The 25497-nt window shown below is 38.8% G+C and carries 28 protein-coding genes and 2 pseudogenes; 29 read left to right on the top strand and 1 reads right to left on the bottom strand.

Annotation, left to right across the window (positions count from 1 at the left end; translation table 11 throughout):
* On the top strand, positions 1-1674 hold a 1674-nt coding region (locus NC818_07125), incomplete at its 5' end, for a hypothetical protein (GenBank protein MCM8784512.1).
* A 232-nt stretch (positions 1675-1906) separates the two neighbouring features.
* Here the strand turns inward: NC818_07125 and NC818_07120 are convergent.
* On the bottom strand, positions 1907-2140 hold the full coding sequence (locus NC818_07120; protein MCM8784511.1) for a hypothetical protein: 234 nt from the start codon (positions 2138-2140) through the stop codon (positions 1907-1909).
* A 79-nt stretch (positions 2141-2219) separates the two neighbouring features.
* Between NC818_07120 and NC818_07115 the strand changes: the two genes are divergently transcribed.
* The 28 genes and pseudogenes from NC818_07115 to NC818_06980 all read left to right on the top strand — a co-directional run.
* Complete coding sequence (locus NC818_07115; protein ID MCM8784510.1) at positions 2220-2594, top strand: hypothetical protein; 375 nt, start codon at positions 2220-2222, stop codon at positions 2592-2594.
* A 110-nt stretch (positions 2595-2704) separates the two neighbouring features.
* Entirely contained in the window at positions 2705-3049 is a 345-nt protein-coding gene (speD, locus tag NC818_07110) for an adenosylmethionine decarboxylase (protein MCM8784509.1), read from the top strand.
* An 11-nt stretch (positions 3050-3060) separates the two neighbouring features.
* On the top strand, positions 3061-3945 hold the full coding sequence (gene speE / locus NC818_07105; protein MCM8784508.1) for a polyamine aminopropyltransferase: 885 nt from the start codon (positions 3061-3063) through the stop codon (positions 3943-3945).
* 9 nt (positions 3946-3954) lie between these two features.
* On the top strand, positions 3955-4965 hold the full coding sequence (locus NC818_07100) for a hypothetical protein (GenBank protein MCM8784507.1): 1011 nt from the start codon (positions 3955-3957) through the stop codon (positions 4963-4965).
* A 4-nt stretch (positions 4966-4969) separates the two neighbouring features.
* Positions 4970-5497 (top strand): SET domain-containing protein, encoded by a 528-nt coding sequence (locus NC818_07095; protein ID MCM8784506.1) that lies wholly within the window; start codon positions 4970-4972, stop codon positions 5495-5497.
* A 1-nt stretch (position 5498) separates the two neighbouring features.
* Positions 5499-5972, top strand: a complete 474-nt coding sequence (locus NC818_07090) for an EamA family transporter (protein ID MCM8784505.1) — start codon at positions 5499-5501, stop codon at positions 5970-5972.
* Positions 5973-5985: 13 nt separating this feature from the next.
* A complete protein-coding gene (locus NC818_07085) occupies positions 5986-6765 on the top strand; it encodes an inositol monophosphatase (protein ID MCM8784504.1) in 780 nt (259 codons plus the stop codon).
* Positions 6766-6832: 67 nt separating this feature from the next.
* Positions 6833-7114 carry a hypothetical protein gene (locus NC818_07080; GenBank protein ID MCM8784503.1) on the top strand — a complete coding sequence of 94 codons (282 nt, stop codon included), beginning with the start codon at positions 6833-6835 and terminating at the stop codon, positions 7112-7114.
* Between the two features lie 22 nt (positions 7115-7136).
* Positions 7137-7724: a hypothetical protein gene (locus NC818_07075; protein ID MCM8784502.1), complete on the top strand. Its 588-nt coding sequence runs from the start codon at positions 7137-7139 to the stop codon at positions 7722-7724.
* On the top strand, positions 7699-9045 hold the full coding sequence (locus tag NC818_07070; GenBank protein ID MCM8784501.1) for a TrpB-like pyridoxal phosphate-dependent enzyme: 1347 nt from the start codon (positions 7699-7701) through the stop codon (positions 9043-9045). The genes NC818_07075 and NC818_07070 overlap by 26 nt, the downstream gene beginning before the upstream one ends.
* A gap of 98 nt (positions 9046-9143) precedes the next feature.
* A pseudogene (locus tag NC818_07065) lies at positions 9144-9389 on the top strand (macro domain-containing protein).
* Between the two features lie 237 nt (positions 9390-9626).
* Positions 9627-10001: an NUDIX hydrolase gene (locus NC818_07060; protein ID MCM8784500.1), complete on the top strand. Its 375-nt coding sequence runs from the start codon at positions 9627-9629 to the stop codon at positions 9999-10001.
* A gap of 125 nt (positions 10002-10126) precedes the next feature.
* The gene (locus NC818_07055; protein ID MCM8784499.1) at positions 10127-10390 is read left to right on the top strand and encodes a hypothetical protein; all 264 of its coding nucleotides are present in this window, start codon (positions 10127-10129) and stop codon (positions 10388-10390) included.
* Between the two features lie 13 nt (positions 10391-10403).
* Positions 10404-10592, top strand: a complete 189-nt coding sequence (locus NC818_07050; GenBank protein ID MCM8784498.1) for a ferredoxin — start codon at positions 10404-10406, stop codon at positions 10590-10592.
* A 98-nt stretch (positions 10593-10690) separates the two neighbouring features.
* Positions 10691-12508 carry an ATP-binding protein gene (locus NC818_07045; protein ID MCM8784497.1) on the top strand — a complete coding sequence of 606 codons (1818 nt, stop codon included), beginning with the start codon at positions 10691-10693 and terminating at the stop codon, positions 12506-12508.
* A 1-nt stretch (position 12509) separates the two neighbouring features.
* Positions 12510-12881 (top strand): response regulator, encoded by a 372-nt coding sequence (locus NC818_07040; protein MCM8784496.1) that lies wholly within the window; start codon positions 12510-12512, stop codon positions 12879-12881.
* Complete coding sequence (locus tag NC818_07035) at positions 12881-13633, top strand: response regulator (GenBank protein MCM8784495.1); 753 nt, start codon at positions 12881-12883, stop codon at positions 13631-13633. The genes NC818_07040 and NC818_07035 overlap by 1 nt, the downstream gene beginning before the upstream one ends.
* A 16-nt stretch (positions 13634-13649) precedes the next feature.
* The gene (locus tag NC818_07030) at positions 13650-13898 is read left to right on the top strand and encodes a hypothetical protein (GenBank protein MCM8784494.1); all 249 of its coding nucleotides are present in this window, start codon (positions 13650-13652) and stop codon (positions 13896-13898) included.
* 1 nt (position 13899) lies between these two features.
* Complete coding sequence (locus NC818_07025) at positions 13900-15045, top strand: ATP-binding protein (protein ID MCM8784493.1); 1146 nt, start codon at positions 13900-13902, stop codon at positions 15043-15045.
* Positions 15020-15823 (top strand): tRNA (adenine-N1)-methyltransferase, encoded by an 804-nt coding sequence (locus tag NC818_07020; protein MCM8784492.1) that lies wholly within the window; start codon positions 15020-15022, stop codon positions 15821-15823. Before NC818_07025 ends, NC818_07020 begins: the two co-directional genes overlap by 26 nt.
* Positions 15824-15826: 3 nt before the next feature.
* Complete coding sequence (locus tag NC818_07015) at positions 15827-17662, top strand: hypothetical protein (protein MCM8784491.1); 1836 nt, start codon at positions 15827-15829, stop codon at positions 17660-17662.
* 31 nt (positions 17663-17693) lie between these two features.
* A complete protein-coding gene (locus NC818_07010; GenBank protein MCM8784490.1) occupies positions 17694-18272 on the top strand; it encodes a biotin transporter BioY in 579 nt (192 codons plus the stop codon).
* A gap of 409 nt (positions 18273-18681) precedes the next feature.
* Positions 18682-18918 (top strand): hypothetical protein, encoded by a 237-nt coding sequence (locus NC818_07005; GenBank protein ID MCM8784489.1) that lies wholly within the window; start codon positions 18682-18684, stop codon positions 18916-18918.
* Positions 18919-18929: 11 nt separating this feature from the next.
* Complete coding sequence (locus NC818_07000) at positions 18930-19238, top strand: hypothetical protein (protein MCM8784488.1); 309 nt, start codon at positions 18930-18932, stop codon at positions 19236-19238.
* 39 nt (positions 19239-19277) lie between these two features.
* Positions 19278-19667 (top strand): hypothetical protein, encoded by a 390-nt coding sequence (locus NC818_06995; protein MCM8784487.1) that lies wholly within the window; start codon positions 19278-19280, stop codon positions 19665-19667.
* Between the two features lie 303 nt (positions 19668-19970).
* Positions 19971-21077: pseudogene (locus NC818_06990) on the top strand (IS256 family transposase).
* Positions 21078-21298: 221 nt separating this feature from the next.
* Positions 21299-22999: a hypothetical protein gene (locus NC818_06985; protein MCM8784486.1), complete on the top strand. Its 1701-nt coding sequence runs from the start codon at positions 21299-21301 to the stop codon at positions 22997-22999.
* Between the two features lie 425 nt (positions 23000-23424).
* A partial coding sequence (locus NC818_06980) for a filamentous hemagglutinin N-terminal domain-containing protein (protein ID MCM8784485.1) occupies positions 23425-25497 on the top strand: 2073 nt, incomplete at its 3' end.

Below are 25497 nucleotides of genomic sequence, written 5' to 3'. Positions count from 1 at the left end.
TTTGAATACGAGATAGACTGGGGCGATGGTAAAAGAGAAAGTGATATTTTATCATTTTCTGATAAAAGGAAATCTATTCCAAAACCTTCTATTATAATAGAGAGAAAAGAGGAAAAAGAAGAACCTCTTGAGTTTAGACTTCAACATACATATATCCAAGAGGGAAACTACAATATTAATCTTTTAGTAAGTTCATTTCTTAGAGAAGGCAAATTGGCCTCTGTGCCTTTGGTAATACCGGTTCAGGTAAAGGTAAAGCCTCCCCTTATTGAATTTATTCGCCAGGGAATTCAAGGAGAGGGAGCTAATCAGCAGGAATTTTTTATCAAGACAAAACAGGGAAGTTTAACAATTAAAAAATGGGAGCTTGATTTTGGCAATGGAGAAAAGAGGGATGGGGTGGGGGAAATAGAAAAAAGTTTTGTGGCTAATTATTCACCAAATAGAGGTAAAGAAGATAAATACAGAGCGGTCTTTAGTGTGACTACCACAGATGATAAGATTTATACCAAGGAACTTTTGTTTAGAGTAACAGGAGTTTCTTCTGCAGAAGGAGTTCCTTCAGTAATAGATACTTCAGGAACAACGCTGAAACCTGTTTCTCCAACTGGTCCAGCAGGCTTGCTTCAGCAAGAGGGTATCCAACCGCAAAAAGCAGAACAGATAGATTTAGCCATTGAGAAAATAAATCTTGCTTCAGAGCTCTTTTTAGGAGAAAAGACATCCATAGGTATAGAGGTTAAAAATAATTCTTCATCTGGTGTAGAAAACATTCTTGTTAAATTAAAAAGCGATGACGGATTTGAAGAGCCAAAAGAAATTAATATAAAGCCTCAGAGCACACAAATTATAGAATTCTTATGGACACCTCAAAAGTTAGGTAAACAAAAAATCACTGCCTCTTTAGATTATCGAGATTATAATTTTAAAAATAATGTATTGATTCAATATGCCGAAGTAAAACAAAAAGAGACAAAATCTGTTGAGGAGAGAAAAGAGGACGAACTCTTAGATCTATCTCTGGAGCGGATAGAGACACCACAAAATATTTTTGTAAATGAAAGAACAGAAATCGTTGTCTATTTAAGGAATAATTCCAAAGAAGCCATAAAAGATTGTTTGGTGTTTTTTGAAACCGAAGACGGCTTCAAAGATAAAAGACCTATTTCTTTAGGTCCGAATAAACTGGAGAAAGTCATTTTCGCCTGGAATCCTAAACAACTTGGCAAACAGAAAACTACTACCTTTATAGAATATAAAGATGACTCTAACCCTAAGAACAATCAACTAACTCAAAGAATAGAAGTAAAATCAAAAGAACAAGAGGAGGAAAAACCTACTCTCAAAATAATCCGGATAATCTTAGAAGGAGAAAGACAGGAAACTTTACCTATAGGTTTACCGTTAGCATTAATCTTAGAGATAGATTCTTCAGCTGAGATTGACTTTAAAGAACCTATAGAAGTAAATATATCCCTAAAAGGGAAAGAATTCCAAGAGAATTTTAGAGAAAAGATAACCCAACTACGAAAAGGGAGAAACAAAATCCGCTTTGAACTTTTAGATGAACTTAAACCTGATAAATACATCCTTCGCCTGGAACTTTCCCATCCCGAATACAAAATCCGCATAAAAGAAGAGAAGAATTTTGTGGTTGTTGAGGAGGAAAGGTAAAATTTAGCATTGAATATAACCCCGCACAGTTTTTTGCAGGAAACAAATTTAAAGTTAATGTTAAAACCAAGGCAGTTGAGTTCCAAAAAGGCGGTGGGTCTACTTTAACCTATTTTTATACATCTCTATCGGAAATTCCTTTCCTTAAAAATTTCTTGTTTCTGATCCCCTTTTATAGTAATATGATGATAGTTGTCTTGTACTAATAATCTTGGTTCGGTTGACATATAGATTAATTCCTTCTACTTTTAACCGAAGAAAAGGAGAAAAATTTCTCCATAAGTTTAGCACAGGCATTAATGATGGGAATTAAATTTTTATATTTATGTATTTTTATATTCTTTTTGATAAGTATTATCTCTTTTCTCGGTTTCAGGCGTTCGCCAAGGATTTTTACTAAAATATTTTCTTTTGTTAAAGGTTTTGTTTTTCTTTTTCTCTCCTTGGGAATACTTTGGATAGCCATTAACTTAAGAACATATAATTTGTTTTATAGAGAGAAGCTAATTGCGGAGATCGTTTGTAAGAAGACAGGAAGTGAAGAAATGGAGTTATTTTTAAAACTACTGGATAATACAGGTGAAAAAAGATTTGTTTTAAGAGGAGACCAATGGATGATTGGTGGAGATATTCTGCGCTGGAAGAGGTCCATTTATTTATTGGGTTTAACAAACTTCTATAAGCTTACCCGTTTAAGCAGTAGGTACTTAAAAGCAGATAGGGAGAGTTTTGCTACCCACTTTGAAATAAATGGGGGGACTGATAAACTCTGGATATTTCTTTACCGCTATCAGCGTTATCTTCCTTTTGTAGAAGCGGTATACGGCAACTGCGTATATACTTTTCCCAAAGAGAAAACTTTATTTAAACTCTATGTAACTAATTCGGGATTTTCTCTCAAAGAAGAAAGTGCTCCTTAATTTAGAAATTATTTTTTTGATAAAAAGAACTTGACAATTTTATTTATAATGGTATATCTAATAAAAATAATAAAATGCAGAGATTAAATAGTTGTCAAAAGAGTATTAAGATGAGAAAAGACGGTTTTCTATCTTTTCATCTCCTTAGTGATTTTAAATCGCCGGTATTTGTTGAGGACCCCCTTAGAATTAAAAAGATACTCTGGGAAGCAGCAAAGGTTGCCAATAACACTCCTTTAAAAGTAACCGTGCATAAGTTTCCCCGTCAGGGGATAACGGGTGTGGTTATTTTAGCAGAATCTCACATTGCCATCCATACCTGGCCAGAGCACGGATATCTGGCGATAGATATTTTTACTTGTGGTAAAAATACCCGCCCCTATGCCGCTTTGGATTATCTCAAGAAAGTTTTCTCACCTAAAGAAATGAAAATCAAACTGATAAAGAGAGGTTGAGTAAAAAGTTTATGCAGAAGTTTTCTTTTGATAAAAAGAAGTGGTTTTTAGAGACCCCTTTTCCGGGTGTAAGAAGATGTAAAAGAGACCTTTTCTTTGTACAGAAGGAGATTCTTAGAAAAAGGACAAAGTTTCAGGAAGTTTTTATCTTTTCTACTCCCGGCTTCGGTAAGATGCTTGCCCTTGATGGAATAATTCAATTTTCTCAGATGGATGAAGCCATATATCACGAAACGATTGTGCATACAACACTGCTTACCCATCCTTCTCCAGAAAGGATTCTTATTATCGGCGGAGGCGATGGAGGGGTGTTGCGCGAAGTTTGTCGGTATAAAGTATTGAAAGATATTCATATGGTAGAGATAGATAGAGAGATTCCTTCTTTGTGCCAGAAGTACCTTCCTTTTGTTTCAAAAGGAGCGTTTAAGGATAAGAGAGTTAATTTGTTTTATGAAGACGGTGCAGGATTTATAAGAAAACGGCGTATGGCTTATGATGTAGTTATTGTAGATTCTACAGACCCGGTGGGTCCGGGAAAAGTCCTCTTTGAATTTGCTTTTTATCGAGAGGTGCACAGGGCTTTAGATAAAGATGGGGTGGCAATTTTTCAGGCGGGTCCTTTTTTAGATTTAAAAAATATTATAAGCGATTCCGTAAAGAGCCTAAAGACGCTCTTTAAATATGTAGCGCTTTTGAGGTTACCGATGCCTTCTTATAGTTGTGGATGTGAATACTGTTTTATCCTTGCATCAAAAAAATATAATCTTTTAAAGATTAGTCAAGAGACACTTTCCTCAAGATGTAAATCACGCATAAATAATTTTTCCTCTTTAAAGTATTACAACCCCGCCGTTCATCTTGCCAGCTTAGTCATCCCTTCTTTCTGGAAGTTATAGGAAAAAGCAATGGCAGAGAGAAATTCCATTTTAATCTTAGGTGAGGGAAGGATTGCTCGGGCAGTCTTTTATTATCTTAAAGATTTATCTTCTATTAAGAGGACAGATTCTTTTTCTTCCATTTCCAGGAGAGAGATTAAGGATTTTTCGTTAATTGTCTCCTGTCTTCCAGGCAAAGAGGCTCCTTTGGGATTAGAACTTGCTTTAAGGTACAGAAAAAATCTCTTAGACATCTCCGACCTGGATCCGCCGTTCTATATAAGAAAGATAAAAGAAATAGAAAAAGCAAAAATTTTGGTTATCCCCGGATGCGGCTTTTGTCCTGGTTTGGTAAATTTTGTTATTGGCAGAGAAATCCTTTTTAACCAAAAAATTGATGGGGTGCTTATAAAGGCGGGTTCACTTTCCCGAAAGAAATTATTTTTTCCTTTTTTGTGGTGTTTAGAGGATTTAGTTCAGGAGCATAGGCTCTCTTCTTGGCAGATAATCTCTGGCAAAAAAAGGAAACTTTCTCCATTCGCCGGATACAAAAAGGAAAAAATCTTAGGGATAGAAACAGAAACATACTTCTCGGTAAGCGGTTTTGAGAATTTGTTTAAGGAGAAGAGATTTATCAATTTTCATTTTCGGGTAATTAGACCCCAAGGTTTTATGGTTTTTTTTAATTTTTTAGAAAATTATAATTTTTTTCACAAGATGCATTTTGAATACACCAGGCAAATTTTAGAAGGAGTTAAAAGCGATAATTATACCCTTGCTTTCATTGATTTTTTGAAGGGAGATAGAAAAATTATCTCTTGGATAATGCGTTCTTTTAGTAAAAAAGAGGAGAAAATTAACTCCATGCAGAAGATTACCGCGATAGTTCCCGTAGCTTTGTTAAAGGTTTTGTTCTTGAATAAGTTTTCACCTTGTGGGCTCTTGTTTATGGAAAGATTGGGAGAAAATCAGCAGATATTCAAACAGATTTTAGAAGAGATAGAAAAAATAGGGATTATCTTAAAGAGAAAAGAGGTCTAAATTTATGTTGCGCCATTCTTACATTACCAGAAAAGCAGAGGTTCGTAAGTCAGGCATCTCAGGAAAAGGTGTATTTGCTAAGGAGTTAATTAAAGAGGGAGAGATAATTGCTGTCTGGGGAGGGGATATTGTTACCGAAGAAGAACTGGCGGGGCTTTCTAAAAAGAATTTTAGAGATATTTATCACTATGCCACACAGATTGCTGACGGTTTTTATCTTGTTTCTGACCGCAAGGGGAGGGTACTCGAAGACGATGATTACTTCAATCACAGTTGTGAACCAAATGCGGGGATAAAAGGGCATTTAATCATGATGGCCATGAAGGAGATAAAACCAGGGGAAGAGATCACTTACGACTATGCCATGACCGATGCTGGTTTACGGTACCGTTTTAGGTGCCGCTGTGGCAGGAGAAATTGTCGGGGCATAATTACTTCCCAAGATTGGAAAAAACAGCATTTGCAGAAAAAATATCGGAATTTTTTTTCTTGGTTTGTGCAGGAGAAAATAAAAAAAATTAGAAGGAGGTAAAATGAGTGCAATTACTTTAGCGATTCTTACCGCTTTCATCTGGGGCATAGTGCCCATTTTAGAGAAGCTGGGGTTAAAAGAAATTCCACCTTTATTAGGGCTTTTCTTTAGATGTTTAGGGGTGGTAGTGGGTCTATTTGTTCTGGGAGGATTTCTCTGGCAAGAGAGTATGATGAAATCAGTAAATTCCGCACTAGGTAGATCTTCTCAGGTGCCGATTTTTTTTGGTTACGCGATAAATATAAGGCAGATATTTCTGCTTTTAGTAAGTGGGTTATTAGCCAGTGTCGTGGGACAGATATTTTTCTATCTCAGTTTACAGAAGGGTGAGGTTTCTCGGATTGTGCCTATTGCTGGTAGTTATCCTCTGATTTCTTTTCTGTTAGGGATTGTCCTTTTAGGCGAATCACTCAGCTTGGTAAAGGTTGTGGCCATCATTTTCATCACCTTGGGTATCTGGTTACTACGTTTTTAAGGGGCAATTTTTTATGGACTATTTTTCGGTGGTAAAAGAGGTAGTTTTGCACGCCGGTAAAGTTCACAGGAAATATTTTCAAAGAAATTTTACCGTAAAGGCTAAAGGAAAATCCTATGACCTGCTTACCATTGCGGATACTGAAGCGGAGGAAGTAATGGTTTCTTTTATAAGGAAACATTTCCCCAAGCATAACTTTTTGTGTGAAGAGAATATCTATCGGAAAAATAATTCTGAATTTACTTGGGTAATTGACCCTCTTGATGGCACAAACAATTTTGCCTCTGGCCTTCCAATTTTCTGTGCCTCGGCGGCATTGGTATACAGAAATGAAATTCTTGTTTCGGCAGTTTATGATACAACCCGTGATGAGCTTTTCTCGGCTCAGAAGGGCGAAGGCGCCTGGTTGAATAAGAAAAGAATTTATGTGAATAAGGCAAAAGAACTAAAAGAAGCATTATTGATTACCGGCTTTTATTATAGCCGGGGTAAAGAAATGGTAGAAACCTTGGAAACAATTAAAAGATTCCATTTTGCTAAGATTATTGGCATAAGACGGCTGGGTGCAGCCGCTTTAGATTTATGTTATGTAGCCAGTGGAAGAGCAGCGGGTTTTTGGGAGTTTGAGTTAAATCCCTGGGATTATATGGGAGGGAAATTAATTGTTGAGGAAGCAGGGGGGAGAGTGACAGGAAAATATGGGGAAGACATTCCTTTGAAGAAGAAATATTTTGTTGTTGCCTCCAATGGCCTGATCCATCAGACAATACTTGCAATAATTAATAAGGATTAGTTTTTTGTTTCTATTTGTAATAAATATATGCTACAATTATTGTCTCTAAATAGAGAAAGGAGGGGAAATGGGAGAAAAGCTGAATCATGAAGAATTTATAAGAAAGGCAATTGTTACCTTACGTCGGCCGGGTTACCGCGGGATTCATTCTGTATATGCGGGATTTAATGAAGCTTTTAGAAAATATTTCCCCGGAGACGACCCGGTTAAAGTAACAAATCAGTTGGCAAAGGAAGGAAAGATTGTAGTAAGGCCAGTAAAGGGCGGAGTGATGCTTTATCTTCCGGAAGATATCACCGGAGGACGGGTAAGCGGTGATGAAGCTTTGAAAAAGATGGGACTGGAATAAAAAGGGGGAAGGAGGATTTTTCATGTCCGAAATCAAGTTAATACCTCGGGAAGGGGATGCTGAGGTATTTTCCTTACTGGAGAAGCGGGGATTGATCAGGTTGCTTCGACCTCCAAAAATGAAGAATAGACGTCAGAAAACCGGTTGCTTCATAGATAAAATTTATACTACTTCACCCCGTTTTGGCACCCATAAACTTATTTGTGTTACCCTCAATACCCAAGAAGTGAAACTTAATTCCCACCCCGACAATGAAGAATTTATACTTATCAACCCCGACCATTATGTATTTAAACCTCTCTATCTTATTCTTGCCCTACACAAAAATAAGATTCTGGAGAAGAAAATAAAAGATAAGAAATTAAGCAGTAAAGATTTTATTGTCTTGAGACTAAAATATAATTGCCCCCAGACAAGTATTTTTACTCTACTTAAAGATACGGTTCATTGTGAAGTTACCTTAGATGGAGAAGGAAGACCACCCATTTTTTTTGTCGCTGAACCCAGCAGACTCACTGCTTGTTACCTGAATTTAGACGGTTATAAATTAATCCTGGAAAATTTTCCAAAAGGAGGGGAGAAAAGTGTCGGAAGAAAAAATAATGCTTAGTTTCCGCGATATTCCTGATGCTTGGTATAATGTTTTGCCGGATTTGCCTGAGCAACTTCCCTTACCCATAAATCCCCGCACCGGCAAGCCTCTAACCCCCCAAGACCTTTCTCCGGTTTTTCCGATGGGGTTGATAATGCAAGAGGTTTCTTCGGAGAAATGGATAGAAATTCCTTCAGAGGTGCTTGAGGTGTATAAGATTTGGCGACCAACTCCTCTCCAGCGTGCGGGGAGGTTAGAAAAAGCTTTGCGCACCAGAACAAGAATATATTTTAAGAATGAAAGTCTCAGTCCGCCAGGAAGTCATAAACCGAACACCGCCGTAGCGCAGGCCTATTACAATAAAAAAGAGGGGATAAAGAGATTGTGCACCGAGACGGGAGCAGGTCAATGGGGAAGCGCTCTAGCCTTTGCCTGTAAGCTCTTTGGTTTGCAGTGCACTGTTTATATGGTGAAAATAAGTTACTATCAGAAACCTTATCGTAAATCACTGATGCATATTTGGGGTGCAGAGGTTCATCCCTCTCCCACTAACCTTACAGCTTCAGGAAGAAGTATTCTGGAAAAAGAGCCTGATTCTCCAGGAAGTTTAGGCATTGCTATTTCCGAAGCGGTGGAGGATGCGGTTAAAAATAAAGATGCCCGGTATTCTTTAGGCAGTGTTTTAAATCACGTGCTTTTGCATCAAACGATTGTGGGACTGGAGACGAAGAAGCAGTTAAATTTAATCGGAGAAAAACCCGCTGTTTTAGTGGGATGCGTGGGAGGAGGGAGTAATTTCGGAGGATTTTGTCTTCCCTTTGTTCCCGATAAATTAAAAGGAGAAACTATCCGCATGATTGCTGTAGAACCCACTGCTTGTCCCAGTTTGACCAAGGGGCTTTATGCCTATGATTTTGGAGATACCGCAGAACTCACTCCCTTATTAAAAATGTATACCTTAGGGCATGGTTTTATTCCGCCGGGAATTCATGCCGGAGGGTTACGCTATCATGGCATGGCACCGGTCATTTCTCTCTTGGTAAAGAAGGGAATTGTGGAAGCAATGGCTTATTCTCAAAAAGGGGTATTTGAAGCAGGGATGTTGTTTGCTTCTACAGAGGGGCTACTTCCGGCTCCCGAAACCGCCCATGCCATAAAATGCGTTGTTGATGAAGCGAAGAAGAATGAAGATAAATGCATTGTCTTTAATTACAGTGGTCATGGGTTTTTTGACCTCTCCGCTTATGACAATTATTTAGAAGGAAAACTTCAGGACTATGCTTATCCCGAGGAAAAAATAAAAGAAGCTTTGGGAAAGCTTCCCAAGGTAACAGCGTGAACATGAGAATAGGAAATTGTGATTTTGAAATAGTCCAGACAGATATTACTGTGCTGGAGGTGGATGCAATCGTAAATGCGGCCAATAACCAGTTAATTATGGGCGGAGGAGTAGCGGGAGCAATCAAGAAAAAAGGGGGTAAAATTATTGAAGAAGAGGCAATGCTTAAAGGACCGATTAAAATAGGAGAGGCGGTTTATACCTCAGGGGGAAATTTACTTGCACGATTTGTTATTCATAGCGCGACAATGGGTATGGACTTCGAGACCAGCGAGCAGAAGATTCGTCTTGCTTGCCAAAATGCTTTGAAATTGGCAGAAGAATTGGGTGTAAAATCCATTGCTTTTCCTGCTTTGGGCTGTGGTGTGGGTGGTTTTCCCTATGAGGATGCAGCGAAAGTTATGACCCAGGTAGTTTTTAAGCATCTTAGGGAGGGAGATTCAGGAATTGAAAAAATAATTTTTTGTTTGTACGAGAAGAAGGGGTATGAAATTTTTAAGAAAGTTGCTCAAGATACGATAGATAATTTAGAGCGAAAATTTAGAAACAGTCCACTGGTAACCGTGGATGTGATTATTGAAATGGATGAGGGCGTGGTTTTAGTAAAAAGAAAAAATCCTCCCTTTGGCTGGGCTTTGCCCGGAGGATTTGTGGATTATGGAGAAAGTCTTGAAGAAGCGGTGGCACGGGAGGCAAAAGAAGAAACCGGACTTAGTTTAGAAAACTTGATTCAATTTCACACCTATTCTCAACCCGACCGCGACCCCCGTTTTCATACTATTTCTACGGTTTATATTGCCCAAGCAAAAGGAAATCCTCAGGCAGATAGCGACGCTTCTTTAGTCAAGATTTTTAGCCTTAAGGAACTCGATAAGGTGGAATTTGCCTTTGACCATAAAAAGATTATCAGGGACTATCTAGAAAAGTATAAAAAAGCTTCGGAAACATCAAGATAAGATAATCGCTGATTGACAGAAGTTATTTTTTATGTTAGAGTATAAAAGATAAATTTTATGAGAGGGTTCTTTCGCAAAATGAATGGAAGTAATAGAAGTAATATATGAGAAAGGAGGTTAAGTTAATGCATAGCAAAGAAGATGAGGAGCTTAGTGAAGAATTATACAAACTGGAAAAACTTTTAAGAAAAACAGTTTTTAATTCCCGTGAGTTCAAAGAATTGAAGAAAAAAATAGCGATAAAGGGTTTAGAGATGCAGGTTTTTTTGATGGTTATGGCAAAAGAAAAATCAATCAAAGAAAATATCGCTAAAAAAGGAAGGAGCGTGTTTTTAAAATTATCGCCTAAAGATAAGGAGTTTCTGAAAAAACATGGCATAAGGTGGTAAAAAGGAGGTTAAAATGATTGCAAAAGTTAATCCTGATTTATGCATAGGTTGTGAACTTTGTGTCCAAACCTGTCCCGATGTTTTTACAATGGCGCAAGACAAGGCAAGAGTGAAGATAAATCCTATTCCCAAAAATGTAGAAGATAGCTGTCGTCAGGCAAAAGAAGATTGCCCGGTAGATGCAATTAGCGTAGAGGATTAGTTATGGGGATTCCGAGAAAGATTAAAACACGGCGTTGGCGAAAGAGACGTTCAGGTAAACCGCATCGTCAGAAGAAAAATTAGCTGCTTAGGTATTGTATGGGACCCAGAAGGATACCCCGGAAAGAAAAAGGATATCTGAGGTATGAATCGATACTGGAAGTTACCTCATGGTGGGGCCTTTTGCTTATTTCCTGGTTCATCAAATGGTTCTATAGTGATACCCGGGAACTGCCTTTTCTCTATCTGATTGTCCTTAGCATGGTGATGTGTAGTCTGCTTTTTTTTCGCCTCTTCCCACCCCATGTTCCTCAAGAGAGAAAGATTTATTTCTGGGCAATTACTTTCACTGTTTCTGTTCTTGTCTTTGAGCATTTTACCGGTGGCGCAGAAAGTCCTTTCTGGTTTCTCTATTTTTTACCTTTAATTGTTTCCACTTTTGCTTTTAAAAGTCCTTCTGTTTTTCTTTCGTTACTTTTTATCACTTATTTTCTTATCGCTTTAGATGCTCTTTTAGTAAATGAGGAACTAAATCTTCCGATTATAAAAAATTGTTTCATAAAATTCATCGGTCTGGGTTTTGTAAGTTTCTTTACCTATCTTCTTAACAAGGGAGCGGTGAAAATAAAAACAGAACTAATGTCTGCTTATGAATCCTTAAGGGATAAACAGAATGAAATAGAGAGAATTAACACTGAACTAAAAACGCAGAAAGAAACTCTCTTAGATACTACCAAAGAATTACAGAGAGCAAATGAGTATCTTAAACGCCTTTCTAAAATAAAGAGTGATTTTGTCTCTATCGTTTCCCATGAACTCCGCACCCCTTTGACCTCAATCAGAGAAAGCATTTCCCTCATTTTGGATGGAGAAGCGGGAGAAATCAATTCTGAGCAGATGAAGTTCTTAAGGATTGCGGAAAAGAATGTTGAACGGCTTAACAGTTTGATAAACGATATTCTTGATTTTTCCAAGCTGGAATCGGGAGGAACAAGTGTAAATCCGCGTCGGGTTAATATTAATACGGTTGTTACTGGTGTCTATGAAGCGATGTATCCTGCTGTTCAGGAAAAGGCGATAGAGATAAAAATGGAACTGAGCAGAGATTTATCGGAGGTTTGGGTGGATTCAGAAAAAATAAGCCAGGTAATTACCAATATTCTAAGTAACGCCATAAAATTTTCTCCGGTGGGAGGGACAATCTGGATAAGAACAAGAATGCTCATCATAGAAAACAAGGAGCAGATAGAGGTTTCTATAAGAGATAGCGGGCCGGGGATTGCTTCCGAGGATATGCCCAAATTATTTACTCCCTTCTCTCAGCTGGAGACACCGCTTACTCGAAAAAGCAGAGGAACAGGTTTGGGGTTGGCTATTTCTAAGGATATTATTGAACTACATGGAGGAACTGTAGGTGTGGAATCTGAGGTGGGTAAAGGAAGCGAGTTTTATTTTCGCATTCCGGTCTATAGAAAAGATATAGAATTAAACTTTATCCTTGATGAAGAAATAAATAAGCACAAAACCCATCAAATAAGTTTCTCGCTCATCCTCATTAGACCCCGGAAGTATGAAGAATTGAGAAAGAATTTGTTTGATAAAGAGTGGGAGGAACTGAACAGAAGAGTGGATGAAATAGTCAAACGCACTGTGCGCGGACCAAAGGATAGAATTTCCCATTATCGGGAGGGAGAATTTTTAGCGATAATTGCCGAAACAAATAGGCAAGGGGCGTTTAAGATTGTAGAGCGTATAAAAGAGGCGATAGAGAAAGACGAGGTAATAAACAGAATTTCTTTCCTTGACTTAGACTTTGGTGTAGCAGTTTACCCCGAAGAGGCGGACAAGAAAGAGCTACTTATTTCAAAGGCAGAGGAGGAACTTCTGAATAGAACTTTGGTAAATAAGGAGGGATAGGATGGAGAAGAAGGTTCTGGTTGTTGACGATGAAGAAGATATTCGGGAGATAATTAAAAGCAGACTCATCTCTCAAGGGTACAACGTGCTCACTGCCGAAGACGGTATGGTAGCGCTTTCCATTGCCCGAAGGGAAAAACCCGACCTGATTATTTTGGATATCATGATGCCCAATATGGATGGTTATACTACTTTAAAAGAGTTACGCAAAGATAGAATTATAGGGCAGACACCGGTGATTATCCTTTCGGTTAAAGAGAAAGATAAGATGGAGGACATTTTTTATTTTCAGAATATTTCCGATTACATTGAGAAACCTTTTGAGAGTGAAGAGTTAATCGCAAAGATAAAGAAAGTTTTGGGAGAGAAGTGATGCAAGATAAGAAAATTCTGGTGATTGATGACGAGCCAGATATTTTAAAGATTCTTAAATTTAGATTGGAGAAGGCAGGATACGAAGTTTTAACTGCCTTAGATGGAATAAAGGGTTTGGAATTAGCAGTGCGTGACAAACCCGATTTGGTTATTCTGGATATTATGATGCCTGGTGGAGATGGCTATGCACTCTGCGAAAAATTAAGAACCATCTCCGGCACAGTAGGAATACCGGTAATTTTTCTTTCTGCCAAGGCAGAGCCGAAGGATATTGCTAAAGGATACGAAAGCGGAGCGGTATACTATCTTACCAAACCTTACGATGCCGAAGTTTTGTTAGAGATGGTAAAGAGAGCCTTGGAGAATCCTCTGGGGCTGGGCAAGGAGAGAGAGAAGTTCTTGAAAAAAATACTGGTTTTTACCCAGGACGCAATTTTTATAGAATCTATTCAGAAAAATTTTCTAAATTTAACTGAACCGCTATTTGTAAAAAGTATTGAAGATTTTGAAAATTTACCCAATCTGGAAATTTTTGATGTTGTAGTCGTTGACCTTGAGATGAGAGGAATTGATTTCAAAAAACTTCTTAAAGAGAATCAGGTGCGATTTAGGCAAGGGGTGCGCTTTGTTCTAATTGCTGACCCTTATCTAAGCGGTGTAGAAGATATTAAGTCTGTAATTTCCTCTCCCTGCGCATACTTGCGTCGGCCTTTTGAAATAGAAGAAATTGTCTTTAACCTGCGTTCTTAAAAAAAGGAGGTGTTTTATGGGAAGTGATTTCAATGTTCTGGTAGCATCTTTGAGGGCGGTAATGCAGTTTTTAGGAGCACTTATTCTTATCTCTGGACTGATGTTGTGTTTTGCGCCGGGGCTAATTAAGAAATTGAACGATTTAGGAAAACGCCTGCTCTTTAACGATGAAGGGGTTTTAAAACACAATTTAAAGATTGGCATCTTATTCATTGTGCTGGGCATAATCATTCTCTATATCAACATCTGTTTTGCTCCTAGATGAAATGATTCAAACCAATCCGTTTACTCCCCAGTCAGGACTGGAGCCAAAGTTTTTTAGTGGCAGAGAAAGTGCTTTGGGAGAATTTTTGATTCTGATGGAACAAGCTAAAGATAATAGAGCAGAGCACTTTCTTGTCTTAGGGGAGTGGGGAGTGGGGAAAACTTCTCTTTTAAAGCAGTTCAAAAAGATTGCTCAAAAGCAGGGATTCTGGACATCCTTTTGCGGGATAAATAAGAGTCAAGCCGGCGAAGGATTAATTCCTCAGCTGAGTTTGATTATAGAAGAAATAATGCTTGGACTTCCCTTAAAGGATGAAGAACTTGTTCTGTTGCGAAAAGAGTTTAAATTAAAAGGAAAAAAGAGCCACTCCTTACAAATAGAATTTGCCAAATTTCTTCTGCGTGTTTGGCAGGAGATAAAATCTCCCCTTGCTTTTGTTTTTCTCGATGATGTTCAGAACTTTCTCCCGCATGTAGAGATTATCGATATTCTGCGTGCGACTTTAAGTCGCGAGGATATGATAGAAAAAACAAAATTTTCTTTTCTCCTCTCTTCCACTCCCCAAGGATGGCAGAATTTTCTGGACAAACACGACCCGGTGGGAAGATTTTTCCGGAGGCGGATTATTATTGAGCCGTTTAATCGCGAAGAGGTTTTTAGATTTATAGAAGGAAGTCTTGAGGGAACAGGTGTTGATTTTACCTCCCCCATAAAAGAAAAAGTTTTCCAGTATACCCAAGGGCATCCTTACGAAGTGCAACTTCTTTCCAGCCATCTTTTTGATTCCCAGTTGAACGGGAAAGTGGATGAGAACTCTTGGGAGGTGGCTTTGCGCAATACCTTGCGCGACTTAGGAAGAGAATATTTTGAAGTGCTTTTTCATAAAGCAAGCGACAGAGAGAAAGAACTGCTTTATATTTTTAGCGAGAAGAATCGCTTTTTAAGTCTTTCCGACCTGCGCTCAATTATGATTTTAGAGAGAAAAGCGAAAAATTTTCCCATCGCCAACATTAAAAATTTTGTTTATCGCTTAGAAGACAAAGGATTGTTAAAAAGAAGAGAAAACACCTTTATGCTTACCGATTCGCTGTTTAGAGAATATATTTTAAAATTTAAACAAGATGAAGAGACCACTCGTGGAGGATAAAAGAATTAAAGAAGGGGAACTGGTGATTTTCTACGACCCGGTTAAAGCAAGGCCTTATCTGCAACGGTTGGTGCGCAACGGTAAGTTTATGACCCACAGAGGAATCATTGAACATAATCAAGTGCTAGATAAAGAAGAGGGAGAAGTAGTCTTCACCAATACCGAAAAAGAATTTTTTGTTTTCCGTCCCACACTTAAGGAGTTTATAAAAAAAATGGCGCGTAAATCCGCAATTATGCATCCCAAAGACTTAGGAATAGTTCTGCTCTGGGCGGATATTTATCCGGGTTTAAAAGTGGTGGAAGCAGGAAGTGGTTCGGGTGCTTTACTACTTACTCTGGCACGAATAGTAGGCGAAGATGGTGAAGTTATTTCTTACGATGTGCGCGAAGACCTCCAGGAAATAGCCAAAAGCAACATAAAAAATTTCTTGGGAGAACTTCCCCAGCTTAAGTTTAAAATCAAAGATATCTATCGGGGCATAGAAGAAGAGGATGTAGATAGGGTAATTTTAGACCTCCCCTGCCCCTGGGAGGCGATAAACACTTTAAAAGAATCTCTCCGGCCGGGTGGAATCGTGCTTGCTTATTTACCCACCATCATTCAATCCGAGAAATTTGTAAAAGCCTTAGAGAGGGAGAAAGAGTTTTTCCTTATTGAAACTTTGGAGTCGATAATAAGGCCCTGGAATATCGATGGTCTTTCTGTTCGTCCCCAGCAGCGTATCATTGGACATACTGGTTTCATTACCACCGCCAGGAAAACAGAAAGGAGGTAGAAGATGGAGTTTATTAAACAAGCCTCCCGGAGAATTTTTGTTTATCGCTTAGCGAAGTGGAGTTTGGTTGCTTTACTTACCTGGCTTTACTTTATTAGTTTCCAGTGGGGAAATTTTTATTTTGCCCTTTTTATGGTTCTACTCTTTGCCTATTGTGTAGCGGGGATAGTAAGTTTAATCCTGCATTTTTTTATCTATACTTTTACCCCACCCCTGGTGCTCAAAGAAGTGCCTGAGATTGTTAAAGAAGGGATTCCTCCCCAGATAAAGGTCGTTTTCTTTAGGCCGATTTTTGCAAAAACTACCTATGAGATGGAGAATCTTCTCTTAAATATGCGCAAGGATATTATTAATACCGCCCAAGAGAATAAAAACAATCTGAAATTTATCGTCATTGATAATACCCGTGACCTTAATGTGCGTGAATGGACGAGAAATGAAATTAAAAAACTCCAGAAGGAATTTGGAGAAAAAACCGTTTTTTATTTCCATCGCAACCATGCCTGCGACTTTTTTAAAAAAGTGGGGATTCTCCATGATGCGCTTATCTTACTCTATGAAGGAAGAACCAGACCCTACAATTATCAGGATAAAATCTGGGAACCCTGGACAAAGGGAACCCGCAATCGCGAAATATCCATCTGGGATGAGATTTTGGGGGATGTGGAGGCATTGGGATTAAAGGGAAAGGTTTCTGATATTTTAGCGGGCAAGAATGTAGAGGTGGATAAAAATGCAATAATTAGCGTGGCTATCGTTTCCGATGCCGACAATTACTGGCCGAAAGGAGAGGTGCGAAAGCTCGTTGCCAAGATTGTTCATCCCCAGAACCAAGATTTTATTATTTGGCAACCCTCAATTGAGCTAACCAATACCCAAGAAGGCCGTTTTATTCAGATGTGTTCGTGGGCACGAAGGATGTACGAGTTTGACCCCGTGGCAAAATGGCGGCTTTTTGTATTCAGTCCTTTCTATGGTAAAGGTGCACTTCAGGTAGAGGGATATGTGAGAGAAATTATCAAAAGCGAATGGCTCCATCCCGGAAAAGCAGCCAGCCACGATTTTCAGGAGGCTTTAAGAGCCTGGACGGTATTGTGTGAAGATGTCTATATTTATGAGAAAAGTTTCTCCAACAAATTGGCAGAATTAATGCGCGTGGTGCAATGGGACTGGGGGGATTTAGAGACGGTGAGGAGATTTTTATTTAAGAAGTTTGAAGCGGGGAAAAAGACCCATCTCTTTGTGCTTTTAAGACGTTTGATTGGCATTCCCGTGTATGAACTCTGGCTGATAGGAATGATTGTTGCTTGGGAATTAAAAAGAAGAGGTATTTCTTTATTGACTCTTGATAAAGCACACATTCTTATTCCTTTATTTGTGGGTATTCCTTTAGTAAGCATCATCATCCCTAAATTTATTGCTCCTTGGGTAGTAAAGAAGAAAGGAAAACTTTATCAAGACCCTGTGGTGGAAATTGATAAGTCTTGGCCGAGGATTATTAAGGAAGGGGTAATTGAGACTTTTGTCTCTAATCTGATTCATAAATTGGACTTAATCTACCGGCCTCCGGCACAGGTGAAGAACTTTCTTGCTCAGGTGAGAAATCGCCCTTTTGTTTGGAAAACTGGAGCGATGGGAGAGTTGGAAACCGCACGGATGAAACTGGGAGATTTTTATCGGGCATTAAAACTTTCTACCTTTATTGGGGTTGTACTATTATTGGCTTGCATTTTTCGCTTCTTTTCAGGTATAATATGTTTTGTGCTTTCGATCTACATTGCCTCTTTTCTTTTAGGGCCGTGGGCAATCTATTTAACCACTAAACCCGTAAAAAGATAGTAGCTAGGGTATAGTAAGAAGGAGGAAGTTAATGAGTGTGAGTTTAGTGAAGGAAAAAGTTTTGTACTGGGCAAAGTTAGAAGTCGTTAAATCTCAACTATTAAGCAAAATAATAGGAATCGGGGTTTTTATTATCTTGACTACCTTAGGAGCCTATATTTACCTTCCCCTTCCTTTTACTCCTGTTCCCATTACTTTACAGACTTTATTTGTATTGCTTTCGGGAGCAATGCTCGGACCGCTGGAGGGTTTTTTTAGTCAATTAGTTTATCTGGTTTTAGGGAGTTTGGGCTTTCCGGTTTTTTCCGGAGCTAGAGGGGGGATGTTACATCTCCTTGGTCCCACGGGTGGTTATCTCTGGGGGTTTCTTTTTTCTGCCTGGCTGGTAGGTAAGTTAATCTATGGTAAGAAATTAAATCGGTTTTTACTCTTTTTCTATTTCTCCCTGGGCATTTTCGTAATTTATTTTTTCGGCTTAATTCAGCTTAAGTTCTTTATAAATAAAGATCTACCCACGCTTATTTCTTATGGTGTCTTACCTTTTCTTTTACCTGACCTTTTGAAAGTTTTAGTAGCTACCTGGGGGTATCGGTTCCGCCGGAGAAATTAGTCCCTCGGTTTATCCTAATTTCTCTTATAAACCACTGGTCTTTGCCTATGAAGTTCTAAGCTAAAAGTGTAAAAAGAATTTACCCGTCATGGATTATTTTTTGCCATGCTTATTCTAATTTCTTTTGTCATAACTCTATGTTATACAATATCTTAAAGGTTTGTTCTCTAAACAGTGGAAAAATTGACCCCTTTCCGAACAAAAAATTACACTCTACACTGCCCTTTCTTCTTTCTGTTCCCTCCCATTAGTATTCTCTCCGCCGGACTATCTTTGACATAAGTCATTTATAATCAATATCTTAATTGTTAAGGGGTTAGAGTGTTCTTTTTTTCTCTCATCTTGGCATATAATTTGCATAACTGTAGTTGAATACTTTAAAAGAGAATTATAAAAGAAAGGAGCAAAGATGAAAGAATATAGAAATGTAGCAGAAGAAGGCTGGAAAGAGTTCCTAGAAGGGCTAAGCGAATATGAGAAACAAACTGTGGTGAAGGAGAAAGAAGATCATCTTTTAGATGTTTACTACGAATGGATGCGCACCAAGGAAGAAAAATATAAACTCAAGGCAATGAATATCGCTTTAGAATTGGAGAATTTAGGCGTCTCCATTAACCTCAACAAAATGTTTTATTCCCAAGAATAAAGGAAAGGGAGATGGAAATAAAGTTTTACGAAATTAAACGTCGAGATGTTACCGAAGGCCTGATGAAGGGAGTAGTGGAGTCCAAAGGCGCTTCTAAAGGCTGTGTAAAAGTTAAGAGCGGTAAACTTTATATAAAGATAAAAGATAAGAATCTTAAAAAGATACTTAATCAACCCTATACGGTAAGAGTAAGAGAGAAAGATAAAGATGGGAAATTGTTCCTGAGAACTGTAGTCCATCAGCCCGGAGAATTGGAACACCTTAAAGCTTTTGCTTCCGGATGCTGGCAGTTCGGTTATTTGGCAAAAATCAAAAGGTAATTTTGCTTTTAAATTAAACACTTTATAAGGAGAAATAAAATGAGAAAAATAACCTTCAAGAATCTCCGGAATCCCGAAAAAGGGCAAAAAAACACTTTTGTGGCGGAGACTTTAGAGAAAGAAGGAATTTTCTGTCATAGTGAACGCCGAAGTGTTTATGTGGTAAAGGATAAGATTCACATTGATGACCCTTTGAATTTAGAAGAGGAGGTAGAAAAGCTTCAGCAGAAGAATCTTTCTCCCCGGCAGTTATTTATTCGCAAAAAAATTGACACCCAAACCCAGCTTAAAGAATTTGCCTATTGCGTTATTGGCAGATTCTATGTAGTAGTGGGCGAAGAAATCTATGCCATTGCCTTTAAACACACCTTCAAATTAATCCTTAGCCAGATTGCAAACCATTCTTCGCAGGAGAAAGAAAAAATGTAAAATGGTTATTTAATAACTTTAGAAAATATTTTAATTATCTCTAATGATAATAATGGCTTTTAAAAACAAAAAAATAGGATAATGTAAAATATCTTTCGCACTTTTGATATTGCCGGATAAATAAAAAAGGCATATCCTCTTAGGTTGTCAAGCAAACAACCCAACCGGTCCTTTAAGGGCTAGAAAGGAGGATACGCCTATGAGTCATGCGGTAAACTTCTCTTGAGGATGCTTTACCAAAGCAATGGCAATATGTAAAGCGTAACTTACAGGAGATGGGGATACTGAATCAAACAGAAATTGATGATATCGAAGTACACGATATTTGCTGAATTCCGCGACCAGATTAAAGCTGAGGAATACGAACACACAGCCGAGCGGGTAGATGTCCGCTCAGGCACTTATCCCAGGACATTTACTACCACCTTTGGCAAAACAAGATTACTTATCCCTAAGGTACGTAAGAAAAGTCGGGATTATGTCTATAGCCTACTTACTAAATACCAAAGAAGACAGAAGAAGTTCGATGACATGGTAGTATTATCCTTACTCCTTGGTTTTTCAACTCGCAAGCGGCAAAGATTCTTTAAGGCCTTTATCGGGGATTCGGTAAGCCATCAGACCGCATCACGATTGATACAGAATCTTGCCGATGAATTGCGCCTCTATTAAACAAGACCTATAGAGGATAAGTACCGTTTCATAATTATCGATGGCTTATGGGTGCATATTAAAGAACTGGATATAAAGAAAAGACCAAACCTCTTTGCCTTAGGCATAACCAAAGATGGCAGGCAGGAGATTATTGCCTTTAAATTAGCCAAGGGCGAGACGGAAGAAGAATACACAAACTTCTTAAATGACCTTTATCGCAGAGGCTTAATTGGCAAATCCTTGGAGCTGATTATCTCTGATGGCTCTGAGGCCATAATCGCAGCTTGTAATACTGTTTATCCCTATACCCCAAGACAGCGTTGCTATACGCATAAACTAAGGAATCTTTTGCAAAATATACGGCACAAGACCAAACACAGAGCCAAAATGGCTAAACAAGCCAGCAATATTTACAAAGCCTCGTCAAGACATGAGGCTATCAAGCGATTCAGAATCTTTGTTAACCGTTGGCGCAATATCGAACCCAAAGCAGTCAAATGCTTCCAGGATGAGTTTTACCATACGCTTAACTACTATGATTTTCCTAAAGAAGTGCGCTTTGTCATATCAACTACGAATCACTTGGAACGCTTCCTTGAGGAGATACGCCGGCGCATTAAGAAACAAGGCTACTTTAAAAACGAAAGGAGCCTTGATCTTTGGATTTTTGGGCTCATTAAATATATAAACCTAAACCCAATTCAACAACCTAAGAGCTATGCTTCAAAGCAAAAGTGCGAAATATTGCTTAACTAATTTAGCTTTTTCCTTGACAATTCCCCATCTTTCTTTTAAAATATTCCCATCCATTCCTAAAAGAAGTAAGAATAGATTTTTTAAGTTGAGACAAGTTATTGTAAATAGAGGTAAGAAGGAGAGATTCTCAAAGAAGAAAAATTAAAAATTACCTCCCTTTTGTTTTTCCTCTTTTGTAGTTTTGGGATTAAACCTTTAACACTTTTAAGAAAGGAGTGAGGATGAAAAAATTTTTTTTGTTTTTGGGGGGCACGGCGTTCTTTTTTGTATTTACCAGTTCTCTCTTTTCTCAGGAAGCAGGACGCGAAGAGCGTTTAGAGCGTGAACTGGAAAAGGAAAAACTTTTGCGTGAGCGCATTGAAAGACCACCGGAAAAACCTGAGGTAAAAGAAGAAGCCCCTCCCGAAGCGCCCGCAGTAAAAGAAGAGAAAGTTTTTATCAAAAAGATTACGGTGACAGGAGTAACTTATTTTAAAGAGGGAAAAATCCGGGAGATTGTTTCCCCTTATGAAAACAAGGAACTCTCTTTCCGCGAAATGCAGAAAATTGCCGAGTTAATCACCGAGCTCTATCGCAGTAGTGGTTATATAACCTCGCGCGCCTATATTCCTCCGCAGGATTTAAGAGAAGGGGTTTTGGAGATTCGGGTTTTGGAAGGAAGAATGGGCGATTTAGAAGTTAAAGGAAACAAGTATTTTAAGACAAAACTTTTTGAGAAGCGAATTACCGTAGAAAAAGGTGAGCCCTTTGATTACGATGAATTGCGCAAGAATTTAACGCGCATCAATGAGCACCCTGACCGATTGGCAAAGGCGGTGCTTACCCCGGGGAAAGAGCGCGGGGAGACCGATGTGATCTTAGAGGTTCAGGATAGACTGCCCATACACTTTGGTTTTGATTATGACAATTTCGGTTCGCGGTTTATCCACCGCGATAGACTTGCCTTAACTTTTGACCACAACAACTTAACCGGAAACGATGACCTCCTTTCTCTGAAATACCAGATTGCCGAGGCGGATACCTATGTATTAAGAAGCCTGCGTTATCTTTTTCCCTTTGCAGAAGATTGGGAAGTGGGATTTTTTACCGCGCGCTCGCGGATGAAATTAGATGAAGAGATGCGCGATACCGACTCCCGGGGAGACAGTATGCTTTTATCGCTTTTCTTGAATAATTATTTAATTGACGAAGAAAATCTTGACCTGCGTCTAACCGGTGGTTTTGATTATAAACGCGTAAGAAACTATCTTTTAGGCGCCTTGGATAGCGAAGATGTTTTAAGTGTGGCAAAATTAGGGTTAGACATTGACCGTGCGGATAAAGGGGGAAGGACCATTTTTGTCAATAATTTTAATTACGGCATTCCTTCTTTCTGGGGAAGTTTATCCGGTGTGGATAGTGATGCTTCGCGTGCCGGAGCAGGAGGGAAATTTACCAAATGGGACATCCATTTATTGCGCTTGCAGAGATTGCCGATGAACTCTTCTTTACTCTGGAAAAACAACTGGCAGATTTCTCCCTATATTTTAACCGCAACTGAGCAATTTCAAATCGGAGGAATCACCAATAACCGCGGTTATCCACCCGCAGAAAAAGTGGGCGATGAGGGATTTGCTACATCTTTTGAGCTTTCTTCACGTTTAGGGCTTATTCCTGAGACAATAAATGTTCCTTTTACTGAGGATAAACTGCGCGAGGCATTTACAGTAATTGCCTTTTACGACTGGGCACACGCTGAACTGCACCGACCAGCTGCCGGTGAGGAAAAACATGAAACTTTGCGCTCTTTGGGTTGGGGAATGCGCCTTAATCTCCCCAAGCGCGATTTGTCGATGCGCGTAGAATTTGGCTGGCCCTTGGATGAGACACCCTCCGATGGCCACCATTTCAGGACCTGGCTCCAGGCGACAAAGAGCTTTTAGAGTTCGGTAATCCGTAATTGGTAATCGGTAATTTTGAAGTGTCAGGGAAGGCAATAAATACATTTGAAGATTTATACGATTTACCGGTAATAGATTACCGATTACCCAATATGCAGTAAAAATTTTTTGCTACCCTTGACACTTTTATGAAAGCGTGTTATACCTTATTAAGTAAGGGAAATTTAGGGGAAGGAGAAAGAAGAAAAGGAATTTAGAAGAAATTATTCTTTTTGCCCTCCTTATATTCATAAAAGATAATTGGGGATAATTAGTGAGAAAGAAAAAATTGTTTTTTTGTTTACGCGGCGCTAAAACAAACTTTATTAATAAGAAATAACGAAACTAACGAATAAAAGGTGCACCGGTAACGAAAACAAACAAACCAACCCGCCTTTCTTTAGGACGGAAAGAGAAGGAGGTCAAAGATGTTTAAGAAATTTTTAAGTTTAGTGGTGGCAGTGCTTTTTTCCTTGTCTTCAAATTATGTCTATGCTCTGCCTGAAGGAGAACAGGTTATTTCGGGAAGTGCAAATTTTGAACGCTTGGAGAATACCTTGAATGTGACCACTTCCGATAAAGTAATCATTAACTACAATTCCTTCTCTATTGGCGAGCCGGAAAGGGTTAACTTCTATCAGCCTTCAGCGGAGTCAGTTGCCTTAAATAGGGTTGTCGGTGTGAACCCTTCAGAGATATTGGGAGTTTTAACCGCCACAGGAAAAATCTATCTGATTAATCCTAACGGCATTTTATTTGGCCCAAATTCGCAAGTAGATGTTAAAGGACTTATTGCTTCCACCTTAGATATTAAGGATTCTGATTTCTTAAATGGGAATTTAGTCTTTGTTAAAAATGCCGATAAAGTAGGAACTTCGGTAGTAAATAAAGGAAAGATTTATGCCAAAGAAACCGCTTTACTTGGTTCAGCGGTAAGAAACGAAGGAACGATTGTTACCACTTTGGGGAAAACAGTTTTGGCAAGCGGCGAGAAGATGACCTTAGGTTTAGATACCGCAGGAATGATTTCTGTGACAATTGATGAGGCGGTAAAAGAAAGTATTGCCGGAGTAAATGAGGGAGTAAAAAATACGGGAAAAATCTATAGTGATGGCGGAGTGGTAGTTTTAACCGCCAAAGCATTAGATAATATCTTTAACTATGCAGTGAATAACGAAGGCGTAATTGAAGCAAATACCTTAGAGGGAAAAGCAGGGAAAGTAGAGTTAACTGCCGAAGGAAATATAAAACAAAGTGGAAGAATTTCTGCTAACGCTCCTGAAGGTGAAACTGCCGGAAATATAAGTATAATCGCTGATGGCGATATTGTTTTAGAGAGCGGTTCGGTGACCGAAGCAAAGGCGTTGGGATTATTTGGTGATGGCGGTAAGATTATTATTGATTCTTTAACCGGTGGCGTTTCAGTCAAAGAGGGTGCTTTAATAGATATTTCTGCTGGAGCGCTTTCCGGAGATAGTGGTTCTTTAGAGGTAAGTGCTTTTGATAATTTAGGTTTTTATGGAACGATAAAGGCAAAAGAACATCCCTGGGCAGAACCCGCAACAGTGAAATTTTCCTATCACTCACCAGCGGTTCAACCGGTAACCATTATGACTGATAAAACCGACTATGCACCCACAGAATCTCCCATTATTTCGGGTTCAGGATTTATGCCGAATCAAAAAATAGTATTAAATATCTCTGCACCCGATGGGACACAGACAACTTTAACCACTTATGCCGATTCTGAGGGATGTTTTACAGTAACCTATACTCCCGAGTCTTTAATGTGGGGTGCTTATCTGGTTACCAGTTCTGATGGAGCAAGAAGTGCGGTAACCCGATTTACCGATGCTCCTAAGATACAGATGTATAAACCCACAGTGATAAACATTGGCGGAGTAAGCTATGTGCATATCTCTTGGAGTTACGAAGCATCTTCAGATGGTTACTGGTTAGATATTGCTTTAAACAGTGGATTTACCGACTTCTTTTCCTACGGAGGTAATACCTACAACCAGTTTGATATCCCCGGTAGAGCCAATAATTACTATGATGGCATTCCTTTTAGTGCCTTCACTACGGGCATATCGTATTATTTTCGTGTGCAGGCATATAAAGGTACAGGTTACAAGAAAACTGCATATTCACAATATTCAAATGTTTTTGAGCTTTATCCCTTAACTATTACTGCCAATGATGTAACAAAAACCTATGGAGAGACATATGTTTTTGACACAACATATCCTTCTATAGATTTTAGTGTTTCGGGATTACAAAGTGGCGATAGCGTTAATAGCGTTAGCTTAAGTAGCCCGGGGGCAATTAACACAGCAAGTGTTGGTAATTACGATATTTCTGTTAGTAATGCAGTGGGAAGTGGGTTAGATAAATATTTAATTGAATACAACAATGGCACGTTGACTGTTACCCCGAAGGCTCTGATTATTACTGCCAATAGCGACAGCAAGACATATGGCACGGTGTACACATTTGATGGG

Source organism: Candidatus Omnitrophota bacterium (assembly GCA_023819145.1).
In the GTDB taxonomy this organism is placed as follows: Bacteria; Omnitrophota; Gorgyraeia; order DTHP01; family DTHP01; genus JBFWKV01.
Note: the sequence above shows the minus strand (reverse complement) of the source record. Positions and strands in the feature narration are given on the sequence as shown.

Coding starts and splice junctions, on each gene's coding strand:
- NC818_07090 (MCM8784505.1), top strand. CDS start 5,499: ATGAGTGCAATTACTTTAGCGATTCTTACCGCTTTCATCTGGGGCATA.
- NC818_07045 (MCM8784497.1), top strand. CDS start 10,691: ATGGGACCCAGAAGGATACCCCGGAAAGAAAAAGGATATCTGAGGTAT.
- NC818_06995 (MCM8784487.1), top strand. CDS start 19,278: ATGAGAAAAATAACCTTCAAGAATCTCCGGAATCCCGAAAAAGGGCAA.
- NC818_07095 (MCM8784506.1), top strand. CDS start 4,970: ATGTTGCGCCATTCTTACATTACCAGAAAAGCAGAGGTTCGTAAGTCA.
- NC818_07005 (MCM8784489.1), top strand. CDS start 18,682: ATGAAAGAATATAGAAATGTAGCAGAAGAAGGCTGGAAAGAGTTCCTA.
- NC818_07080 (MCM8784503.1), top strand. CDS start 6,833: ATGGGAGAAAAGCTGAATCATGAAGAATTTATAAGAAAGGCAATTGTT.
- NC818_07000 (MCM8784488.1), top strand. CDS start 18,930: ATGGAAATAAAGTTTTACGAAATTAAACGTCGAGATGTTACCGAAGGC.
- NC818_07120 (MCM8784511.1), bottom strand. CDS start 2,140: ATGGCTATCCAAAGTATTCCCAAGGAGAGAAAAAGAAAAACAAAACCT.
- speE (MCM8784508.1), top strand. CDS start 3,061: ATGCAGAAGTTTTCTTTTGATAAAAAGAAGTGGTTTTTAGAGACCCCT.
- NC818_07015 (MCM8784491.1), top strand. CDS start 15,827: ATGGAGTTTATTAAACAAGCCTCCCGGAGAATTTTTGTTTATCGCTTA.
- NC818_07075 (MCM8784502.1), top strand. CDS start 7,137: ATGTCCGAAATCAAGTTAATACCTCGGGAAGGGGATGCTGAGGTATTT.
- NC818_07010 (MCM8784490.1), top strand. CDS start 17,694: ATGAGTGTGAGTTTAGTGAAGGAAAAAGTTTTGTACTGGGCAAAGTTA.
- NC818_07030 (MCM8784494.1), top strand. CDS start 13,650: ATGGGAAGTGATTTCAATGTTCTGGTAGCATCTTTGAGGGCGGTAATG.
- NC818_07100 (MCM8784507.1), top strand. CDS start 3,955: ATGGCAGAGAGAAATTCCATTTTAATCTTAGGTGAGGGAAGGATTGCT.
- NC818_06985 (MCM8784486.1), top strand. CDS start 21,299: ATGAAAAAATTTTTTTTGTTTTTGGGGGGCACGGCGTTCTTTTTTGTA.
- NC818_07020 (MCM8784492.1), top strand. CDS start 15,020: ATGAAGAGACCACTCGTGGAGGATAAAAGAATTAAAGAAGGGGAACTG.
- speD (MCM8784509.1), top strand. CDS start 2,705: ATGAGAAAAGACGGTTTTCTATCTTTTCATCTCCTTAGTGATTTTAAA.
- NC818_07035 (MCM8784495.1), top strand. CDS start 12,881: ATGCAAGATAAGAAAATTCTGGTGATTGATGACGAGCCAGATATTTTA.
- NC818_07085 (MCM8784504.1), top strand. CDS start 5,986: ATGGACTATTTTTCGGTGGTAAAAGAGGTAGTTTTGCACGCCGGTAAA.
- NC818_07060 (MCM8784500.1), top strand. CDS start 9,627: ATGGATGAGGGCGTGGTTTTAGTAAAAAGAAAAAATCCTCCCTTTGGC.
- NC818_07055 (MCM8784499.1), top strand. CDS start 10,127: ATGCATAGCAAAGAAGATGAGGAGCTTAGTGAAGAATTATACAAACTG.
- NC818_07115 (MCM8784510.1), top strand. CDS start 2,220: ATGGAGTTATTTTTAAAACTACTGGATAATACAGGTGAAAAAAGATTT.
- NC818_07040 (MCM8784496.1), top strand. CDS start 12,510: ATGGAGAAGAAGGTTCTGGTTGTTGACGATGAAGAAGATATTCGGGAG.
- NC818_07050 (MCM8784498.1), top strand. CDS start 10,404: ATGATTGCAAAAGTTAATCCTGATTTATGCATAGGTTGTGAACTTTGT.
- NC818_07025 (MCM8784493.1), top strand. CDS start 13,900: ATGATTCAAACCAATCCGTTTACTCCCCAGTCAGGACTGGAGCCAAAG.